The sequence below is a fragment of the Micromonospora sp. GCM10011542 genome (genome assembly GCF_042650685.1).
Taxonomy (GTDB): domain Bacteria; phylum Actinomycetota; class Actinomycetes; order Mycobacteriales; family Micromonosporaceae; genus Micromonospora.
In genome coordinates, this window is sequence record NZ_JBHSBO010000063.1 from 124,572 (window position 1) to 142,950 (window position 18,379).

General features: G+C 73.6%; 12 protein-coding genes. 10 read left to right on the top strand and 2 right to left on the bottom strand.

Annotation, left to right across the window (positions count from 1 at the left end; all coding sequences use genetic code 11):
* Positions 1-67 precede the first annotated feature (67 nt).
* The 5 genes from ACFOW4_RS27685 (at position 68) to ACFOW4_RS27705 (ending at position 11,762) form a co-directional block, all read left to right on the top strand.
* Positions 68-3,352 (top strand): efflux RND transporter permease subunit, encoded by a 3,285-nt coding sequence (locus ACFOW4_RS27685; RefSeq protein WP_377533091.1) that lies wholly within the window; start codon positions 68-70, stop codon positions 3,350-3,352.
* 114 nt (positions 3,353-3,466) lie between these two features.
* A complete protein-coding gene (locus tag ACFOW4_RS27690; RefSeq protein ID WP_377533093.1) occupies positions 3,467-4,711 on the top strand; it encodes an MFS transporter in 1,245 nt (414 codons plus the stop codon).
* 66 nt (positions 4,712-4,777) lie between these two features.
* On the top strand, positions 4,778-5,722 hold the full coding sequence (gene thrB / locus ACFOW4_RS27695; protein WP_377533095.1) for a homoserine kinase: 945 nt from the start codon (positions 4,778-4,780) through the stop codon (positions 5,720-5,722).
* A 294-nt stretch (positions 5,723-6,016) separates the two neighbouring features.
* Positions 6,017-8,092 (top strand): transcription termination factor Rho, encoded by a 2,076-nt coding sequence (rho, locus tag ACFOW4_RS27700; protein ID WP_377533097.1) that lies wholly within the window; start codon positions 6,017-6,019, stop codon positions 8,090-8,092.
* Positions 8,093-8,363: 271 nt separating this feature from the next.
* A complete protein-coding gene (locus tag ACFOW4_RS27705) occupies positions 8,364-11,762 on the top strand; it encodes a phosphodiester glycosidase family protein (RefSeq protein ID WP_377533099.1) in 3,399 nt (1,132 codons plus the stop codon).
* A gap of 59 nt (positions 11,763-11,821) precedes the next feature.
* On the opposite strand, the gene ACFOW4_RS27710 is transcribed toward ACFOW4_RS27705, so the two are convergent.
* On the bottom strand, positions 11,822-12,718 hold the full coding sequence (locus ACFOW4_RS27710) for an AAA family ATPase (protein WP_377533101.1): 897 nt from the start codon (positions 12,716-12,718) through the stop codon (positions 11,822-11,824).
* 278 nt (positions 12,719-12,996) lie between these two features.
* Between ACFOW4_RS27710 and rpmE the strand changes: the two genes are divergently transcribed.
* The gene (gene rpmE / locus ACFOW4_RS27715) at positions 12,997-13,221 is read left to right on the top strand and encodes a 50S ribosomal protein L31 (protein WP_377533103.1); all 225 of its coding nucleotides are present in this window, start codon (positions 12,997-12,999) and stop codon (positions 13,219-13,221) included.
* Positions 13,222-13,354: 133 nt separating this feature from the next.
* Positions 13,355-14,443, top strand: coding sequence for a peptide chain release factor 1 (gene prfA / locus ACFOW4_RS27720; protein ID WP_377533105.1), 1,089 nt, complete (start codon positions 13,355-13,357; stop codon positions 14,441-14,443).
* 42 nt (positions 14,444-14,485) lie between these two features.
* On the opposite strand, the gene ACFOW4_RS27725 is transcribed toward prfA, so the two are convergent.
* On the bottom strand, positions 14,486-16,033 hold the full coding sequence (locus tag ACFOW4_RS27725) for a diguanylate cyclase domain-containing protein (RefSeq protein WP_377533107.1): 1,548 nt from the start codon (positions 16,031-16,033) through the stop codon (positions 14,486-14,488).
* 72 nt (positions 16,034-16,105) lie between these two features.
* Between ACFOW4_RS27725 and prmC the strand changes: the two genes are divergently transcribed.
* The 3 genes from prmC to ACFOW4_RS27740 are packed head-to-tail and all read left to right on the top strand — an operon-like array spanning position 16,106 to position 18,309.
* Positions 16,106-17,050 (top strand): peptide chain release factor N(5)-glutamine methyltransferase, encoded by a 945-nt coding sequence (gene prmC / locus ACFOW4_RS27730; RefSeq protein ID WP_377533109.1) that lies wholly within the window; start codon positions 16,106-16,108, stop codon positions 17,048-17,050.
* Entirely contained in the window at positions 17,050-17,697 is a 648-nt protein-coding gene (locus tag ACFOW4_RS27735) for an L-threonylcarbamoyladenylate synthase (RefSeq protein WP_377533179.1), read from the top strand. The genes prmC and ACFOW4_RS27735 overlap by 1 nt, the downstream gene beginning before the upstream one ends.
* Entirely contained in the window at positions 17,698-18,309 is a 612-nt protein-coding gene (locus ACFOW4_RS27740) for a phosphotyrosine protein phosphatase (RefSeq protein WP_377533111.1), read from the top strand.
* Positions 18,310-18,379 lie beyond the last annotated feature (70 nt).

The window sequence follows — 18,379 nt, forward strand, 5'->3', positions numbered from 1 at the left end:
GATGATCGGGTCGGGCACACTTTCGGTACCCCCGCCCGCATCCTCTCTTCAGGAGTGAGCCAGCCCGATGTCGCTGCTCGCCAGGTTCAGCCTCGCCAACCGGGGGCTCGTCGCCCTCATCGCGGTGGTGATTACGGCGTTCGGAGCGTTCGCCGTGCCGTCGCTGAAGCAGCAACTGCTGCCGTCGCTCGAGTTCCCGGCCGCGTTCATCGTGGCCCCCTACCCCGGCGCCGGCCCCGAGATCGTCGAGTCGCAGGTGACCGAGCCCATCGAGAACGCCCTGCAGGGCATTCCGGGGCTGGACAAGGTCACCTCCACCTCCCGTGAGGGATCGGCCACCGTCCAGGTGCAGTACGAGTTCGGCACCGACCTGGACGACGTGGTCAACAAGATGCAGACCGCGCTGAGCCGGATCGACGCCCAGCTGCCGGAGAACGTCGACCCGCAGGTCATCGCGGGCAGCACCGACGACCTGCCGGCGGTCGTGCTGGCCGCGGCCGGCGGGGGCGACGAGCGGGCGCTCGCCGAGAAGCTGCGCGCCACGGTGGTCCCGGAGCTGGAGGGCATCGAGGGGGTACGCGCGGTCGAGGTGACCGGCACCCGCGACGACGTCGTGGTGGTCACGCCGGACCTGACCAAGCTGGCCGCGGCGAAGCTGCAGCCCACGGCGATCGGCACCGCGCTGAAGACCAACGGTGTGGCGGTGCCCGCCGGCGTGGTGGCCGACGGCACCCAGGCGCTCCCGGTGCAGGTCGGCACCCCGATCGCGACCCTGGACGACCTGCGCGGCATCGTGGTGGCCCCGGGTGTCGCCCCGGTCCGCCTCGGTGACGTGGCGACCGTCGAGCAGGGGCTCGCTCCGGCCACCGCGCTGACCCGCACCAACGGCAAGGAGAGCCTCGGCGTCGCCGTCACCGCCGCGCCGGACGGCAACGCGGTGGAGATCTCGCACGAGATCCGGGACCGGCTGGCCGACCTGAAGGACGCCTCCGGCGCCGAGCTGACCGTCGTCTTCGACCAGGCTCCGTTCGTCGAGAAGTCGATCGAGTCGTTGACCACCGAGGGCCTGCTGGGCCTGCTGATGGCGGTCATCGTCATCCTGGTCTTCCTGCTCTCGATCCGTTCCACCGTGGTCACCGCGGTCTCCATCCCGCTCTCCGTGGTGGTGGCGCTGCTCGCCCTGTGGATCGGCGACTACTCGCTCAACCTGCTCACCCTCGGCGCGCTCACCATCGCCGTGGGCCGGGTGGTGGACGACTCGATCGTGGTGCTGGAGAACATCAAACGGCACCTGGAGTACGGCGAGGAGAAGCGGCACGCGATCCTCACCGGCGTACGCGAGGTGGCCGGCGCGGTGACCGCGTCCACCCTCACCACGGTGGCGGTCTTCGCACCGATCGCGCTGGTCGGCGGGTTCGTCGGGCAGCTCTTCGCGCCGTTCGCGATCACCGTGACGGTGGCTCTGCTGGCCTCCCTGCTGGTGTCGCTGACCGTGATCCCGGTGCTGGCGTACTGGTTCCTCAAGCCGCGCGGCGGCACTCCGGACGACGAGGCGGTGCGCCGGGCCGCGGAGTCCAAGGAGCTGCGCAGCCCGTTGCAGCGCGCGTACCTGCCGGTCATCGGTTTCGCCACCCGCAAGCGGTCCACCCGCTGGATCACCGTCGGCCTCGGCCTGCTGGTGCTCTTCGGCACCTTCGGCCTGGCGCAGAAGCTGGAGACCAACTTCCTGGACGACTCCGGCCAGGACACCCTCAACTTCAGCCAGGAGCTGCCGGCCGGCAGCAGCCTGGCGGCCACCGACGCGGCGGCCCGGCAGATCGAGGCCGTCCTCGGCCGCACCGACGGGGTCGAGACGTACCAGGTGACGGCCGGCAGCGGGGACAACCCGTGGGCGGGTGGCGGCGGTAACAACGCGGCCAGCTGGTCGCTCGCGCTCGACGGTGACACGGATGCGAAGCGGATGCGCGAGCTGCTGCGCACGGAGTTCGACAAGCTCGGCACCGGGGTTGGCGAGATCAGCTTCGGCGGTGGGCAGGACGCCTCCACCAGCCAGCTCGAGGTGGTCGTCCAGGCCAGTGACCCGGAGGTGCTGACCCGCGCCGCCGAGGCGGCGCGGGGCGCGATGGCCGGGGTGCCGGACGTCGCCGACGTCTCGACCAGCCTGGCCGAGCGGGTGCCGCGGGTCGACGTGACCGTCGACCGGGTCGCCGCGGGCCGGGTGGGGCTCACCGAGGCGGCGGTGGGTCAGCTGGTGTCCCAGGCCTTCCGGGGTGCGCCGCTGGGTCAGGTGGCGCTGGACGGCCGGCAGCAGAACGTGGTTCTGCGGCTGAGCGCGAAGCCGCCGGTGTCGGTGGAGGAGCTGCGGGCGCTGCCGGTGGGTCCGGTGAAGCTGGACGACGTCGCGGACGTCACCCAGGGCGAGGGGCCGCAGCAGGTCACCCGGATCGACGGTGAGCGCAGCGTCTCGGTGACCGGCACGGCCACCGGCTCGAACCTGGGGGCGACCAGCAAGGAACTGCAGAAGCGGCTGGACGCCATCGACGTGCCGGGGGCGAGCTTCACCATCGGCGGGGTCAGCGCGGAACAGGCGGACGCCTTCGGCGACCTGGGCCTGGCGGTGCTGGCGGCGATCGCGATCGTCTTTCTGATCATGGTGGCCACGTTCCGCAGCCTCACCCAGGCGCTGATCCTGCTGATCTCCATCCCGTTCGCGGCGACCGGCGCGATCGGCCTGCTGCTGGCCACCGGTACGCCGCTGGGCGTGCCGGCGCTGATCGGCGTACTCATGCTGGTCGGCATCGTGGTCACCAACGCGATCGTGCTGCTGGATCTGATCAACCAGTACCGGGCCCAGGGCCGGGGGGTTCGGGAGGCGGTGGTCGAGGGTGGCCGGCGCCGGCTGCGCCCGATCCTGATGACCGCCGTGGCGACGATCTTCGCGCTGCTGCCGATGGCTCTCGGGCTGACCGGCGAGGGCGGCTTCATCTCCCAGCCGCTGGCGGTGGTGGTGATCGGTGGACTGCTCAGCTCCACGTTGCTGACGCTGATCCTGGTGCCGACGCTCTACACGATGGTGGAGAACACCAAGGAGTCGCTGCGCGAGCGGCGCCGTCGGCGGCGCTCGGGCGAGCCGGCGGTGACCGAGCCGACCGAGCCGGAGACCGGTGACCCGGTCACCGCGAACCAGATCGCGGTGCCGGCCGGCGCGCCGGCGCGGGCCGAGGGCGCGCAGGCGCCGGCGGAGCGTCCGGCCCCGTCGGCCGCGCTGGTGGACGGCACGGACCAGTTCGAGGTGCTGCGGCTGCCCAGGAGCCGCACCTCGCCGCTGCCGCCGGCCGAGCCCACCGAATAGGTACGCAGGTACGACGAACGCCCCCGGCGGGTTCCGACCCGCCGGGGGCGTTCCGGCTCTCCGGGCGGCTCGCGCAGGCTATCGACCGGCATCTGGCGGGTAGGGTCCTGCTCCGTGGCGTCCACCCGCGAGGTCCTCACCCGCAACCGGAGCTTCCGCAACCTCTTCCTCGCCGAACTGGTGGTCTTCGGTGCCGACTGGTTCGTCATGGTGCCGTTGCTGGTGCTGCTGCCGAAGCTGACTGGCAGCGGCGTCTGGGGGGCGCTGGTGCTGGCGGTCGACACCGGCATCGTGGCGTTGCTATTGCCGTACACCGGCACCATCGCCGACCGGTTCGACCGCCGGAAGATCATGATGGGCGCGAACGTCGCCGCGTTGGCCGGCGTGCTGCTGCTGCTCGGGGTGCGCGGCGCCGGTACGGCGTGGCTGGCGCTGGTGGCCATCGGGGTGGTCGCCGTGGCCAAGGCCTTCTACTCGCCGGCCGCGCAGGCCGCGCTGCCCAACGTGCTGGAACCCGACGAGCTGGCGGCCGGGAACGCGGTGGCCGGTTCGGCCTGGGGCACGATGACCGTGGTCGGCGCGTCGCTCGGTGGCGTGCTCAGTTCGAGCGTGGGCCCGTACGCCTGCTTCTGGGTGGCCGCGGTCGGCCTGGCGCTGGCGGCCGGCCTGGCCGCGTCGATCCGCAGGCCGTTGCAGGCGCCCCGGGAGCCGGACCGGCCGGTCCAGCGGACCTGGGCGGCGGTGCGCGAGGCCCTCGGCTACATCGGGCACCGGCCCCGGGTGCTGGCGCTGGTCACGGTCAAGTCGGCGGTTGGGTTGGGCAACGGCGTGTTGACGGTGTTCCCGCTGCTCGCCGGCGTCTACGGGGTCGGCCCGCTGGGCGCCGGTCTGCTCTTCGCGGTACGCGGGGCGGGGGCGCTGGTGGGGCCGATCCTGATGCGTCGGGTGCTGACCAACCGGTCCTGGCTGCTGCCCGGGTTGGCGCTGTCGATGTCGCTGTACGGGCTGTCCTACCTGGGCGCCTCGGCGGTCCGCTGGTTCCCGCTGGTGCTGGTGCTGGTGTTCCTCGCGCACTTCGCCGGTGGCAGCAACTGGGTGATGTCGAACTTCGCCCTGCAGGGGGAGGTGCCGGACCGGCTGCGCGGGCGGGTCTTCGCCACCGACATGATGCTCGCGACGCTGGCCATCTCGGTGAGCCAACTGGTCGTGGCGCTGGTGGTGGACACCGTGGACGAGCGGGTGGTGCTGGCCGGCTGCGGACTGGTCACCGTCGTCTACGCGGTGGGCTGGCGGATCGCCACCCGCCGCCTCTCCCTCACCGACCCGGCCGGCGACCCGGTCCCCGACCCGGCCCGCTGAAACCGCCCGGTCCCACGCTGCGGGCGTGCGGCCGGAGGTGTCGGTGCCGGGCCCTAGCATGAGCGCGTGTCGACGAACTTCACGGCCGGTCCGGTCCGGGTCCGGGTCCCGGCCACCAGCGCCAACCTCGGGCCGGGCTTCGACGCGCTCGGGCTCGCCCTGTCGCTGCACGACGACCTGGCCGCTGAGGTCGCACCGGCCGGGGTGCGGGTCACGGTGACCGGGCAGGGCGCCGGGGAGTTGCCCGACGACGACCGGCACCTCGTGGTGCGGGCCATGCGGGCCGCCTTCGACGCGCTCGGCGGTCAGCCCAGCGGGCTGCGCGTCGATTGTGTCAACCGGATCCCCCAGGCGCGCGGGCTGGGCTCGTCGTCCGCGGCGATCGTCGCCGGCGTGCTGCTGGCCCGGGCCCTGGTCGTCGACGGCGAGCGCCGGCTGGACGAGGCGGCCGTGCTCCGGCTGGCCGCGGAGATCGAGGGCCATCCGGACAACGTGGCGCCCTGTCTGCTCGGCGGCTTCACGCTGGCCTGGTCCGAGCCGACCGGCGCCCGGGCGGTGTCCCTGCCGGTCGCCGACGGCGTGCGGCCCACGGTGTTCGTGCCGGCGCAGCGCGGCCTGACCGCCACCGCCCGGGCCGCGCTGCCGGCCACCGTGCCGCACGGCGATGCCGCCCTGGCCGCCGGGCGGGCCGCGCTGCTGGTGCACGCGCTGACCGCCGACCCGGCGCTGCTGCTGCCAGCCACCGTCGACCGGCTCCATCAGGACTACCGCGCGGCCGGGATGCCGGGCACCGCGGCCCTGGTCAGTGCGTTGCGAGCGGCCGGTGTGGCTGCCGTGGTCAGTGGGGCGGGGCCGACCGTGCTGGCGCTGACCGGGGTGCCCGAGGGCTTCTCTCCGGGAAGAGATTGGGAGATCTGGCGGTTACCGATAGACGTCAGCGGAGCCCGGGTCGCCCGGGGTAGACTGGGACACGCCGAGCGGGACCCTGTTGCCGCAGGTCGGAAGAGTTGATTACGCTCTAGACCTAGCACAGCCGCGAAGCACGCGATCTCCTGCGGGTCGGCGCACCCCCGAAGCTCTCGGCGGTCAGCCCGTCACCCCTGCCAAGGCCCACGCCGCACCGCAGTTTCCACAGGTCGCCGCAGACGGCGAGACCTGCTCACCGACTTTGGTGAGTCGGGATACCGACCGGCTGCTGTGTCACAGACTCCCGCGACGCGTCCTTGCGAGGCGGGTGCACCGAGGCCGCCCGGCCACCTGAGTTCCGACTCCGGGCAGTCCCGGCCTATCGAGGGAAGGAATCCATTGAGCGACACCACCGACGTGACGTCGGATGTTTCCAACGTCGCTGGCGATGCCACCACCGCCGCCCCCGCCCGTCGTCGGCGTAGCGGCACCGGTCTGTCGGCGATGCTGCTGCCAGAGCTGCAGAGCCTGGCCGCGTCGCTCGGCATCTCCGGCACGGCTCGCATGCGTAAGGGCGAGCTGATCGCCGCGATCTCCGAGCGGCAGGGCGGCGCCGCCGCCGGGACCCCTCGACCGCGGGCCGAGGTCGCGGCCGCGGCCGCTCCCGCTCGCGAGGAGGTGCACGCCGAGGTGCGGGAGACGGCCGAGCGGCCGGTAGCCGAGCGGCGGACCACCGACCAGGCGCCGGCCGAGCCGGCCGCGGAGACCACGGGCCGGGGTCGTACCCGGCGGACCCGGGCGGCCACCACCGAGGCGCGTACCACCGAGGCTCCGGCCGTCGAGGCGCGTGCCACCGAGGCCCGCACCGAGGCCGAGGCCGGCGAGCGTACGGATCGGGCCGAGAACCGGCGGGACCGTGCCGAGCGTCCGGAGCGTGCCGAGCGCACCGACCGTGCCGAGCGCACCGACCGTGCTGAGCGCACCGACCGGGCCGAGCGCACCGAGCGCACTGAGCGCACTGAGCGCACTGAGCGCACCGACCGGGGCGAGCGTGCCGACCGGGGCGAGCGCAACGAGCGTTCCGAGCGGGGCGAGCGTGCCGAGCGGGGCGACCGCAACGAGCGTGGCGACCGGGGTGAGCGCAACGATCGGGGCGACCGCAACGACCGTGGTCAGCGTGCCGAGCGGGACAACGACGGCGACGACGACGGTGAGGGCGGTGGCCGGCGGGGCCGGCGCAGCCGCTTCCGGGACCGTCGCCGCGGCCGTGGCGACCGCCCGGAGACCGGTGGCGACACCGGCGGGCGCGAGCGCGAGCCGCAGGTCAGCGAGGACGACGTGCTCGTCCCGGTGGCCGGCATCATCGACGTGCTCGACAACTACGCCTTCGTCCGGACGACCGGCTACCTGGCCGGCCCGAACGACGTCTACGTCTCGATGTCCCAGATCAAGAAGTACGGCCTGCGCCGCGGTGACGCGATCACCGGTGCGGTGCGGGCGGGGGCACGCGAGGGCAGCGGCGACCAGCGGCGGGACAAGTACAACCCGCTGATGCGTCTGGACACCATCAACGGGATGGAGCCGGAGGAGGCGCGGCGTCGGCCGGAGTTCTACAAGCTGACTCCGCTGTACCCGCAGGAGCGTCTGCGGCTGGAGACCGAGCCGCACATCCTCACCACCCGGGTCATCGACCTGGTCATGCCGATCGGCAAGGGCCAGCGGGCGCTCATCGTGTCCCCGCCGAAGGCGGGTAAGACGATGGTGCTGCAGGCGATCGCCAACGCGATCACCCGCAACAACCCGGAGTGCCACCTGATGGTGGTGCTGGTGGACGAGCGGCCCGAAGAGGTCACCGACATGCAGCGCTCGGTCAAGGGCGAGGTCATCGCGGCCACGTTCGACCGTCCGCCGCAGGACCACACCACGGTGGCGGAGCTGGCGATCGAGCGGGCGAAGCGCCTGGTGGAGCTGGGGCACGACGTGGTCGTGCTGCTCGACTCGGTGACGCGGCTCGGTCGGTCGTACAACCTGGCGGCGCCGGCCAGCGGCCGGATCATGTCGGGTGGTATCGACTCCACCGCGCTCTACCCGCCGAAGCGCTTCCTCGGCGCGGCCCGCAACATCGAGAACGGCGGGTCGCTGACCATCCTCGCCACCGCGCTGGTGGAGACCGGGTCCATGGCGGACACGGTCATCTTCGAGGAGTTCAAGGGCACCGGTAACGCGGAGTTGAAGCTGGACCGGAAGATCGCCGACAAGCGGACCTTCCCGGCCATCGACATCAACCCGTCCGGCACCCGCAAGGAGGAGGTCCTGCTCGCACCCGAGGAGCTGGCCATCATCCACAAGCTCCGCAAGGTGCTGCACTCGCTGGACTCGCAGGCCGCACTGGACCTGCTGCTCGACCGGCTCAAGCAGTCCCGCACCAACATCGAGTTCCTGATGCAGATCGCGAAGTCGACCCCGGGGGAGTAACGCCTCCCGAGTGACCGACGACGAAGGGGCACGGCCAGGCGGCCGTGCCCCTTCGTCATGCCCACCCTCACACCCCGGCACGTCACCGCCTTTGCTCTGCTCACACCCACGCAACAGTCCGGGCCGCTTCCCGTTGCGTCCGTTGAAGCAGAGCAAAGGCGGTGACGTGGGGCAGGCCGGGCCGAGGGGGGCGTGCGCGGCGGTGAAGTTTTCCTTCGGTTCAATGGACGCGTCTTGAAACTTCTATTCAGTGTCGGGTTGACTGTCGTCCATGCGTACCCGCAGACGATCCGCCCGTCGCACCGGCGTCCTGATGTTGACGCCGCTGCTCATCCTGGCCGGCCCGGTGCCGGCGACAGCCGCGGCGCCGGCACCGCCCGTCGCCGCGTCCACCGTGGTCCCCTCGACCGTCGCCGACGGCGGCGTGGAGCCGGCCGACGGCCTGGAGACCACGAAGGCCACCCGCCCGGTCGCGCCGGGTGTGCAGCTGACCTCCTTCGACCGGTACGACGCCGAAGGCTGGCTGCGCGCCGACGCGCTGACCACCGATCTCACCGGCGGTGCCACCGTCGACTACGTCAACTCCGGAGCGGTCAGCAGGGCCGAACCTCTGCGCACCGCGGTGGACACCTCCCGCGCGGTCGCCGCCGTGAACGGCGACTTCTTCGACATCAACAACTCCGGCGCGGCGCAGGGGGTCGGCATCCGCGACGGCGAACTCGTGCAGTCGGCGATCAGCGGGCACCGCAACGCGGTGGCGATCACCGCCGACGGGCTCGGTCGCGTGATCGAGGTGAACTTCGACGGCACCGCCACGCTGCCCACCGGCCCGGTGTCGGTGACTCAGTTCAACAACATGGTGCAGACCGGCGGCATCGGCGTGTTCACCGCGCTCTGGGGGACGTACCCCCGGCAGCGGGCGGTGGACGGCGCGGCCCGCGTCGCGGAGGTCACCGTGGTCGACGGCCGGGTGGCCGCCGTGGCCGGTGCCGCCGGCAGCGGACCGATCGCGGCCGGCACCACCGTGCTGCTCGGTCGGGACGCCGGCGCGGACGCCCTCGCCGGGCTGCGCCCCGGTGACCCGGTGACGGTCGCCTGGCAGCCGAAGCCGTCCGACGGCAGCACCCTGCACGCGGCGGTCGGCGGCGGCAACGTCCTGGTCCGCGACGGCGTGGTGCAGAGCATCGCCGACCCGACGCTGGCGCCGCGGACCGCGGTCGGCTTCACGGCGGACGGTCGCAAAATGATCATGTTGACGGTGGACGGTCGGCAGGTCGACAGCCGAGGGGTGACCCAGACCGAGATGGGTCGGATGATGGCCGAGTTGGGCGCGCACCACGCGCTCAACCTGGATGGCGGCGGCTCGTCCACGCTGTTGGCCCGGGAGCCGGGCGCGGCGGCCGTGCAGGTGGAGAACGCCCCCTCCGACGGCACCGAACGCGCCGTCCCGAACGGCCTCGCCGTGTACGCGCCCAAGGGTAGTGGCCGGCTCGCCGGCTACTGGGTGGAGACCGCCAGCGACCCCACCGTCGCCCCCGGTGTCTCGCCGGTGCGTGGCGGACGACCGGACCGGGTCTTCCCCGGCCTGACCCGTACCCTCACCGCCGCCGGCTACGACGAGACGTACGGCCCGGCGGCCGGTGCGCCGACCTGGCGGGTGACCGCGGCGGCGCACGGTCGCGTCGACCACGCCGGGGTGTTCCACGCGCTGCGGCCCGGGACCACCACGGTCACCGCGGCGCGCGGAGCGGCGACCGGTTCGCTGGACCTCACCGTGCTCGGCCCGCTGGCCCGGATCGGTTCCACCGTGGAGCGGGTCGGGCTGACCGGCAGGGACGGCACGGCACTGCTCGGTGTGGTCGGCTACGACGCCGAGGGCGACACCGCGCCGATCGAGCCGGCCAACCTGGCCCTCGACTACGACCGGGACCTGCTGCGCATCACCCCCACCGCGGACGGCAACCTGACCGTCGACGCGCTGCGCGACAACGGCTCGGCGCTGGTCACCATCCACGTCGGAGCGACCAGCACGGTCGTTCCGGTCACCATCGGCCTGACCGACGTGCCGGTGGCCGGCTTCGACGACGCCGCGTCCTGGCGGTTCAGCCAGGCCCGGGCCAGTGGCTCGGTCGCCCCGGCGTCCGGGCACACCGGCACCGGCCTGCGGATGACGTACGACTTCAGCCAGTCCACCGGCACCCGGGCCGCGTACGCCGACCCGCCCGCTTGGATCGAGGTGCCCGGGCAGCCGCAGGCGTTCGGCATGTGGATCCACGGCAACGGCACGGGGGAGTGGCCCAGCCTGCACCTGCACGACGCGCAGGACACCCAGCACGTGCTCCGTGGCCCGCTGATCACCTGGACCGGATGGCGGTACGTCGAGTTCGCGGTCCCGGCCGGAGTGCAGTACCCGGTACGGGTCCGTCGGTTCTACGTCGCCGAGACCAACCCCGCCGCGCGGTACACCAGCGAGGTGATCATCGACGACCTGGTGGCCAAGGTGCCGCCGGCCGTGGACGTACCGGCGCAGGCGCCGCGCACCGACCGGGTGGTGGTCCGCGACGGAACGGTGGACGGTGCGCCGTGGCGGTTCGCGGTGCTCTCCGACGCCCAGTTCGTCGCCACCGATCCCGACAGCGACCTGGTCGCCCAGGCCCGCCGGACGCTGCGCGAGGTGAAGGCGGCCCGGCCAGACTTCCTGCTGATCAACGGCGACTTCGTGGACACCGCCTACCCGGCCGACTTCGCGCTGGCCAAGCGGATCCTCGACGAGGAACTGGGCGACGCGCTGCCCTGGTACTACGTGCCGGGCAACCACGAGATCATGGGCGCGCCGATCAGCAACTTCCAGTCCGTGTTCGGTGCCACCTCCCGGGTGTTCGACCACGCCGGCACCCGGTTCGTCACGCTGAACTCGTCGACCGGGACGCTGCGCGGCGGCGGCTTCGACCAGGTACGGATGCTGCGCGAGACGCTGGACGCCGCGGCCACCGACCCCGGCGTCGGCTCGGTCGTCGTGCTGCACCACCACCCGGCGCGCGACCCGAGCCCGGCGCAGGCCAGCCAGCTCGGCGACCGCAAGGAGGCGGCGCTGCTGGAACAGTGGCTGGCCGACTTCCAGCACCGCACCGGCAAGGGCGCGCTCTTCGTCGGCGGGCACGTCGGCACGTTCCACGCCGACCGGGTGGACGGTGTGCCGTACGTGATCAACGGCAACTCGGGCAAGGCGCCGTCCACCCCGGCCGACCGGGGCGGCTTCACCGGCTGGACCGAGTTCGGCGTGGACCCGGTCACCCCGGCCGAGGCCGACCGGGCCCGGCGCGACCCGCTCGCCGAGGGGCCGCGCTGGGTGGACGCGGAGTTCCACGCGCACGTCGACCGGTTGGCGCTGACCGCACCGGCCAGCGTCGCGGTGGGTGCCCCGGCGCGCGTGACCGCCACGCTGACCCAGCCGGGTGGGCGTACCGTGCCGGTCGCCGCCCCGGTGAGCGCGGACTGGTCCGCCCCGCCGAGCGTGCACATCGGCTCGGCGGCGGGGGTGCGTCCCTGGCACGTGGCCCGCTTCGACCCGGCCACCGGCACGCTCACCGCGCTGCGTCCGGGCTCGGTGCTGCTGGCGGTCGCGGTCAACGGCGTCCGCGCCGAGGCGACCGTCACCCTCACCCCCTGAGTGAAAGGAGGGGCCCCTTGTTATCGCCTCGTGCATAGGAAGGGGCCCCTCCTGACAGCTCAGAAGTCGCCGTCGGCCACCTGGAAGACCGTCAGGCCGAGGGCGCGCCACATCTGGACCACCTGGGCCCGGTCGTCGAAGACACCGACCACCCGGTAGCGGTCCCGGATCTCCCGGTCGTAGATCTCCCGCTTGACGATCGAGTCCTTGCGGGAGTCGCCGAGCGCCCGCAGGTGCAGGCCGAGGTAGGGCACCCGGACGTGCTGGGCCAGCCACGTCTCGGTGGCGGCCCGGGCCGAGGCGTCGCGGCCGGAGCAGAAGACCACCCCGTACCCGGCCGAGTGCATCGCCCGGACCGCCGCGATCACCGCCGGGTTGGGCCGGTCCTCGCCGACCCGGGTCATGTCGTACGGGCTGCGCGAGACGTTCAGCGCCACCGTCCCGTCGATGTCGACCAGGACGATCTCCGGCGGCTCGTCCGACGGCGGGTGCACCGCGGCCGGCCGCCCGGTGCGGGCCTGCGGCACCGGCAGCGGCAGCTCCCGCCGGGCCAGGTACCGCTCGTGCAGGCGGCAGATCACGTCCGCGCCGACCCGGTCGGTCTCCGGGCGGGCGGCGTCGCGGCGCAGGCACTCCTCCAGCGGCACGTCGGTGAAGTCGTGCACCTCGAACCGCGCGCCGTACCGGGCGGCCAGGTCCGCCCAGTCCCGCAGGGTCCGCGAGCGCAGGTTGGTGTCGTCCACGCAGACGTCCGCCCGGGCCCGCAGCAGCGCCTCCACCTGGGCCCGCTGCACGGCGGTCACCTGCGCCTCGGCCCACTGGGTGAAGAGCCGTTCCCCGTGCAGCATCCGGCGCAGGTCGTCCCGGTTGACCCGGACCACGGAGGGCTGGAGGGTGCGGGCGAAAGTGGTCTTGCCCGAGGCGGGCAGGCCCCGGGTGGCGATCAGGCGGGTCATCGGCTCACCTCCTTCGGGCCCGACGACGTACCCCCGACGGGGTACCCGGCGACGGGCCGCCGGGTGGGTGAATGCCCGGCCGGGCGGCGGGAATGCGGACGGGGAGACACATGTTGACGATGCCGGAAGAGGTGTGCGGCCCGCTTGCCGGGTCGGCGTCAGCCCATGGCACACTGGTCAATCGGCCACCGGTTCCGGTTCACGCCCGAGCCCGGCGCGCACGGCGCGACGGGCGGTGACGGCGACCCGGCGACCACCAACGAGAGGACCGAGGCGAGATGAAGTCAGGCATCCACCCGGAGTACACGACCACCGAGGTCAGCTGCTCCTGCGGCAACACCTTCACCACCCGCAGCACCGCCAAGGGCGGGGCGATCCACGTCGAGACCTGCAGCGCCTGCCACCCGTTCTACACCGGTAAGCAGCGCGTTCTCGACACCGCCGGCCGGGTCGCGAAGTTCCAGCAGAAGTACGCCAAGGTTCAGGCCAAGAAGGCCAAGTAACTCCACGTTCGGCGCCCGCGTCCGGTTCTCCACCGGGCGCGGGCGCCGTCCGCATTCCGCCCGTTTCCGTCCGGCGCACCGGCGTACCGACCGGCCCCGGGCCGGCGCCGTCCGTCGAAGGAGCATCCGCAGCATGAGCAGCGAGCGTCTGGCCGCCCTCCTCGACGAGTACGCGGAGCTGGAGAAGCGGCTGGCTGACCCGGCCATCCACGCCGACCAGGCCACCGCGCGCCGGGTCGGTCGCCGGTACGCCGAGCTGGTGCCGCTGCACAAGGCGGCCGGCGAACTGGAGCAGGCGCGCGCCGACCTGGCCGCGGCCCGCGAGCTCGCCGCCGAGGACCCCTCCTTCGCCGCCGAGACGGAGTCGATCGCGGCGTCCCTGCCGGCCCTGGAGGAGCGCCTCGCCGAGCTGCTCATCCCGCGTGACCCGCACGACGCCAAGGACGTGATCGTCGAGATCAAGGCCGGCGAGGGCGGCGAGGAGTCGGCGCTGTTCGCCGGCGACCTGCTGCGGATGTACACCCGCTACGCCGAGCGCCACGGCTGGATCACCGAGGTGATCGACGCACAGGACTCCGACCTCGGCGGGGTGAAGGACGTCTCGCTGTCGATCAAGACCAGGGGCGTACCGGAGGGCGGCAACGGCGTCTGGTCGCGACTCAAGTGGGAGGGCGGCGTGCACCGGGTGCAGCGTGTCCCGGTCACCGAGTCGCAGGGCCGGATCCACACCAGCGCCGCCGGCGTGCTGGTGCTGCCGGAGGCCGAGGACGTCGACGTCACCATCGACCCCAACGACCTGCGCATCGACGTCTTCCGCTCGTCCGGTCCGGGCGGCCAGTCCGTGAACACCACCGACTCGGCGGTGCGGATCACCCACCTGCCGACCGGCATCGTCGTCTCCTGCCAGAACGAGAAGTCGCAGTTGCAGAACCGGGAGCAGGCGATGCGCATCCTGCGGGCCCGGCTGCTCGCCGCCGCCCAGGAGCAGGCCGACGCCGCCGCCTCGGACGCCCGCAAGGCGCAGGTCCGCACGGTGGACCGCTCCGAGCGGATCCGCACCTACAACTTCCCGCAGAACCGGATCACGGACCACCGGATCGGCTACACCGCGTACAACCTGGACCTGGCGCTCGGCGGCGAGTTGGACGGGGTGCTGGACGCCCTGACCGAGGCCGACCGCGCCGCCCGGCTGGCCGGCGACACCGAGCTGACCCGCCGCTGACCCGGCGCCCGACGGTCGCGCGGCGGCCGGTGGCGGGCCGGGTCAGCTGGCCCGCGGGCGGGACTTGGCGCGCAGCATCTCCCGGTCGGCCTGCTCGAAGGCGACGCTGAGCGCGTCGCGCAACCCCGAGCCGCCGGAGACCTCGGCGAAGCCGATGCTCACCCCGACCGGGGTGCCCGGCACCAGCGACTCCCAGTCCTCAGCGCGTACCGCCGCCTCGATCCGGCGGGCCACCTCGGCGGCCTCGACCATCCCGGTGTCCGGCAGCACCACCACGAACTCGTCGCCGCCGTAGCGGGCCACGAAGTCGCCCCGGCGCATCACCCGGTTGATCACTCCGGCGACGCGCTGGAGCACCAGGTCGCCGGAGTGGTGCCCGTGCCGGGTGTTGACCGCCTTGAAGCCGTCCAGGTCGCAGACGCCGATCACCACCCGGTCGCCGCGCGCGACCACCGCGGTGATGTACCGCTCCAGCCGCCGCCGGTTGGGCAGCCCGGTGAGCGGGTCGGTCAGCGCCTCACCCTCGAACCGCGCCGCCTCCCGGCGCATCTCCTCATGGTCGATCCGGGCCGCGATGCCGTCGATGTAGACGTCGCGCAGCCGGTCGTTGCGCTGCGCGGCGAGCCGGAACGCCAGCCGGTCGGCCCGGTGCGCGGCCGCGTGGTCGCCGGCCCGGGTCAGCGCGATGCTGCGCAGCCGGGCCGGCTCGGCCGCGCCGAGCGTCTCGGTGGAGACCCGGATCGTGTCGAGCCGGGTGACCGCCTCGATCGGCCGCCCGTCCGCGACGGCCAGGCAGACCTGCCCGAGCTGGCGCATGTCGCGGGCCCGGGCGCTGTCGCCGCCGTGGCCAAGCAGCCGGGCCGGGTCGGCGTCGCCGCCGGTCTCCACCCGGTCGCCGAGCGCACCCTGGCGGGCCGCCGCGTAGCCGTACGCGGCCAGGCTGCTGGGGCGCAGCCGCCCGGCGCGCCCGCTGCGGACGAACCGGCTCAGGTCGGTGGCGACGTCGCGCAGTACCCGCAGGCAGCCGTCGCTGTCGCCGTTGTGGTCCAGGGCGACCGCGTTGCGCAGCCGGATGCCGGGGGCGGCGAAGGTCTCCTCCGGTATCCCGGCGGCCACCCCGAGCTGCCGGGCCCGCTCGATCGCGCCCAGGGCGTAGCCGTGGAAGCTGAGGTAGGAGTAGGCCATCGCGAGGTCGTGCCAGCCCCAGGCGGTGTCCCGGTCCGGGTCCTCCACCGCGCCCAGCGCCCGGGCGGCCTTGACCAGGTGGGTGACGCAGCGGTCCAGCGCGCCCTGGTGGTGCGCGGCGAGCGCGGCGAGCGCGTTGAGGTGCCCGTGCAGGTAGGGCTCGGCGAGGTCGCGGACGGCCGCCGACGCCTCCTCGATGGCCCGGGTGAACTCCGCCGTCCGACCGAGATTGATCAGTGCGGAGAGGCGCTGCACCAGGGCGTCGGCCCGGGCCGCCGGATCCTTGGTGGTGCGGATCACCCGCTCCAGCAGCGCGTACGACTCGGCGGAGCGGCTGGCCTCCTGCAAGGCGCGGGCGTGCGTGAGGGCGTCAACCTGGTCCTCGACCCGGTCGAGCCAGCCCACCCGCAACCTCCCGTCGTGTGCGCCTCGGCGCACCCGTTCGTCGCGCCAACCGCGACGCATCATGATTATGCGGTGACCACTCTGCCGCAACACCCCCCCGAAGGGACAGGGCGGCTCCGTCCGTCCGCCGCGGTGGCCCGCGCGGCCCGGGTCCTCGGCGCCGCCGGGGTCGAGCCGGCCCGCGTCGAGGCGGAGCTGCTCGCGGCGCACGTGCTGGGGGTGCCTCGGGGGCGGCTCGCGCTGGCCGACGGCTTCGACACTGGTCAGCTGGCCCGCCTCGACGCGCTGGTGCGCCGGCGCGCGGACCGGGAGCCGTTGCAGCACCTGACCGGAACCGCCGGCTTCCGGCACCTGGAGCTGGCGGTCGGTCCGGGCGTCTTCGTGCCGCGGCCGGAGACCGAGTTGCTGGCCGGCTGGGGGGTCGAGCGGGGCCGGGGGCACGCGCCGCTGGTGGTGGACCTGTGCAGCGGCTCCGGCGCGATCGCGCTGGCGGTGGCCCAGGAACTGCCCGACGCCAGGGTGGTGGCGGTGGAGCGGTCACCGGCGGCGTTGCGCTGGTTGCGCCGCAACGCGGCGGAGCGGGCCACGGCGGGGGACCGGCCGATCGAGGTGGTCGAGGCCGACGTCACCGACCCGGACCTGCTGGCCGAACTGGTCGGCCGGGTGGACGTGCTGCTTTGCAACCCGCCGTACGTGCCGGACGACGTCGTGGTGCCGCCGGAGGTGGCCGGGCACGACCCGGCGGAGGCGGTCTTCGGCGGCGCGGACGGTCTGGCGGTGATCCGGCCGGTGCTGCGCCGGTCGGCGGAGCTGCTGCGTCCCGGCGGCGTGCTGGGCGTGGAGCACGACGACACGCACGGCGCGGCGGTGCCCGGGCTGCTCGCGGCCGACGGCCGGTTCACCGCCGTCGAGGAGCACCGCGACCTGACCGGCCGGCCCCGGTACGCCACCGCGTCCCGACGGGCGGACGGCGAACACGCCTCCGGCGCGGCGGCGTGGCAGACTGACTCCTCGTGATGCTCTACGACTGCCGCTCACCCGCGGATCGGGACCGCGGCATCGCTGCGGCCATCGAGGCGGTCAAGAACGGCGAGCTGGTCGTCCTGCCGACGGACACCGTCTACGGCATCGGCGCGGACGCGTTCACGCCGTACGCGGTGAAGGCGCTGCTGGACGCGAAGGGCCGGGGCCGGCAGATGCCGCCGCCGGTGCTGATCGGTTCCCGCCACACCCTCGACGGCCTGGTGTTCTCGCTGCCCAAGGCCGCGCGTGACCTGGTCGAGGCGTTCTGGCCGGGCGCGCTGACCATCGTGGTCGAGCACTCGCCGAGCCTCCAGTGGGACCTGGGCGACAAGACCGGCACGGTGGCGGTGCGGATGCCGCTGCACCCGGTGGCCCTGGAGGTGCTGCGCGAGACCGGCCCGATGGCGGTCTCCTCGGCCAACAAGACCGGTCAGCCGGCCGCGGTGACCGCGGAGGAGGCGCGCGACCAGCTCGGCTACTCGGTCCGCGCCTACCTCGAGGCCGGGCCCTGCCCGGACCCGGTGCCGAGCACGATCGTCGACCTGACCGGCGAGGTGCCGCAGCTGCTGCGGGCCGGCGCGATCCCGCTGGAGAAGCTGCGCGACGTGGTGCCCGACCTCGTCGACGGCCAGGGGGTCTGAGTGCCGCCGTTCACCGTCCTGCACGTCTGCATGGGCAACATCTGCCGCTCGCCGATGGCCGAGCGGCTGCTCGCCCTGGCGGTGCGGGAGCGGCTGGGCCGGCGCGGGCAGGATCCGGCGGGCGCCGACGAGCTGCTGCACAGCCACAGCGCGGGCACCGGCGGCTGGCACGCCGGCGAGGAGATGAACCCGCCGGCGGCGCGGCAGGTCACCGCCCGGGGTGGGGACGTCGAGGGGTTCGCAGCCCGCAAGCTGCGCTCGGAGCACATCGACGCCGCCGACCTGGTCCTCACCGCCACCGCCGACCAGCACGAGTACGTGGTGGCGCTGCGCCCGGACGCGGCGGCGCGCACCTTCGTGCTGGGTGAGTTCGGTCGGTTGCTGGCCGCGGTGGACACCGCCGGGCTGCCGCCGTCCGGGGTCACCCCGCAGGAGGTGTACGACCGGGGCGTGGCCCTGGTGGCCGCGGCGCACGCCGCCCGGCACGGCACGTCGACGCTGCCCACCGACGACCTCGACGATCCGTGGGGTCGTGGCGACCAGTGCTTCGGCCGGGTCGCCGACGAGATCGAGGAGACGGTCCACCCGCTCGCCACCGCACTGCTTCCCTGACCGTGGTGCGAGTTTCCTCCGGGTTTGTGGAAAACCCGGGGCGAAAGGGGCGTTCCGGGTCATTCTGAAC

Bases quoted from the DNA above. Each gene is read 5' to 3' on its own strand.
- ACFOW4_RS27685 (WP_377533091.1), top strand. From the start codon at position 68: ATGTCGCTGCTCGCCAGGTTCAGCCTCGCCAACCGGGGGCTCGTCGCC.
- ACFOW4_RS27705 (WP_377533099.1), top strand. From the start codon at position 8,364: ATGCGTACCCGCAGACGATCCGCCCGTCGCACCGGCGTCCTGATGTTG.
- ACFOW4_RS27710 (WP_377533101.1), bottom strand. From the start codon at position 12,718: ATGACCCGCCTGATCGCCACCCGGGGCCTGCCCGCCTCGGGCAAGACC.
- rpmE (WP_377533103.1), top strand. From the start codon at position 12,997: ATGAAGTCAGGCATCCACCCGGAGTACACGACCACCGAGGTCAGCTGC.
- prfA (WP_377533105.1), top strand. From the start codon at position 13,355: ATGAGCAGCGAGCGTCTGGCCGCCCTCCTCGACGAGTACGCGGAGCTG.
- ACFOW4_RS27735 (WP_377533179.1), top strand. From the start codon at position 17,050: ATGCTCTACGACTGCCGCTCACCCGCGGATCGGGACCGCGGCATCGCT.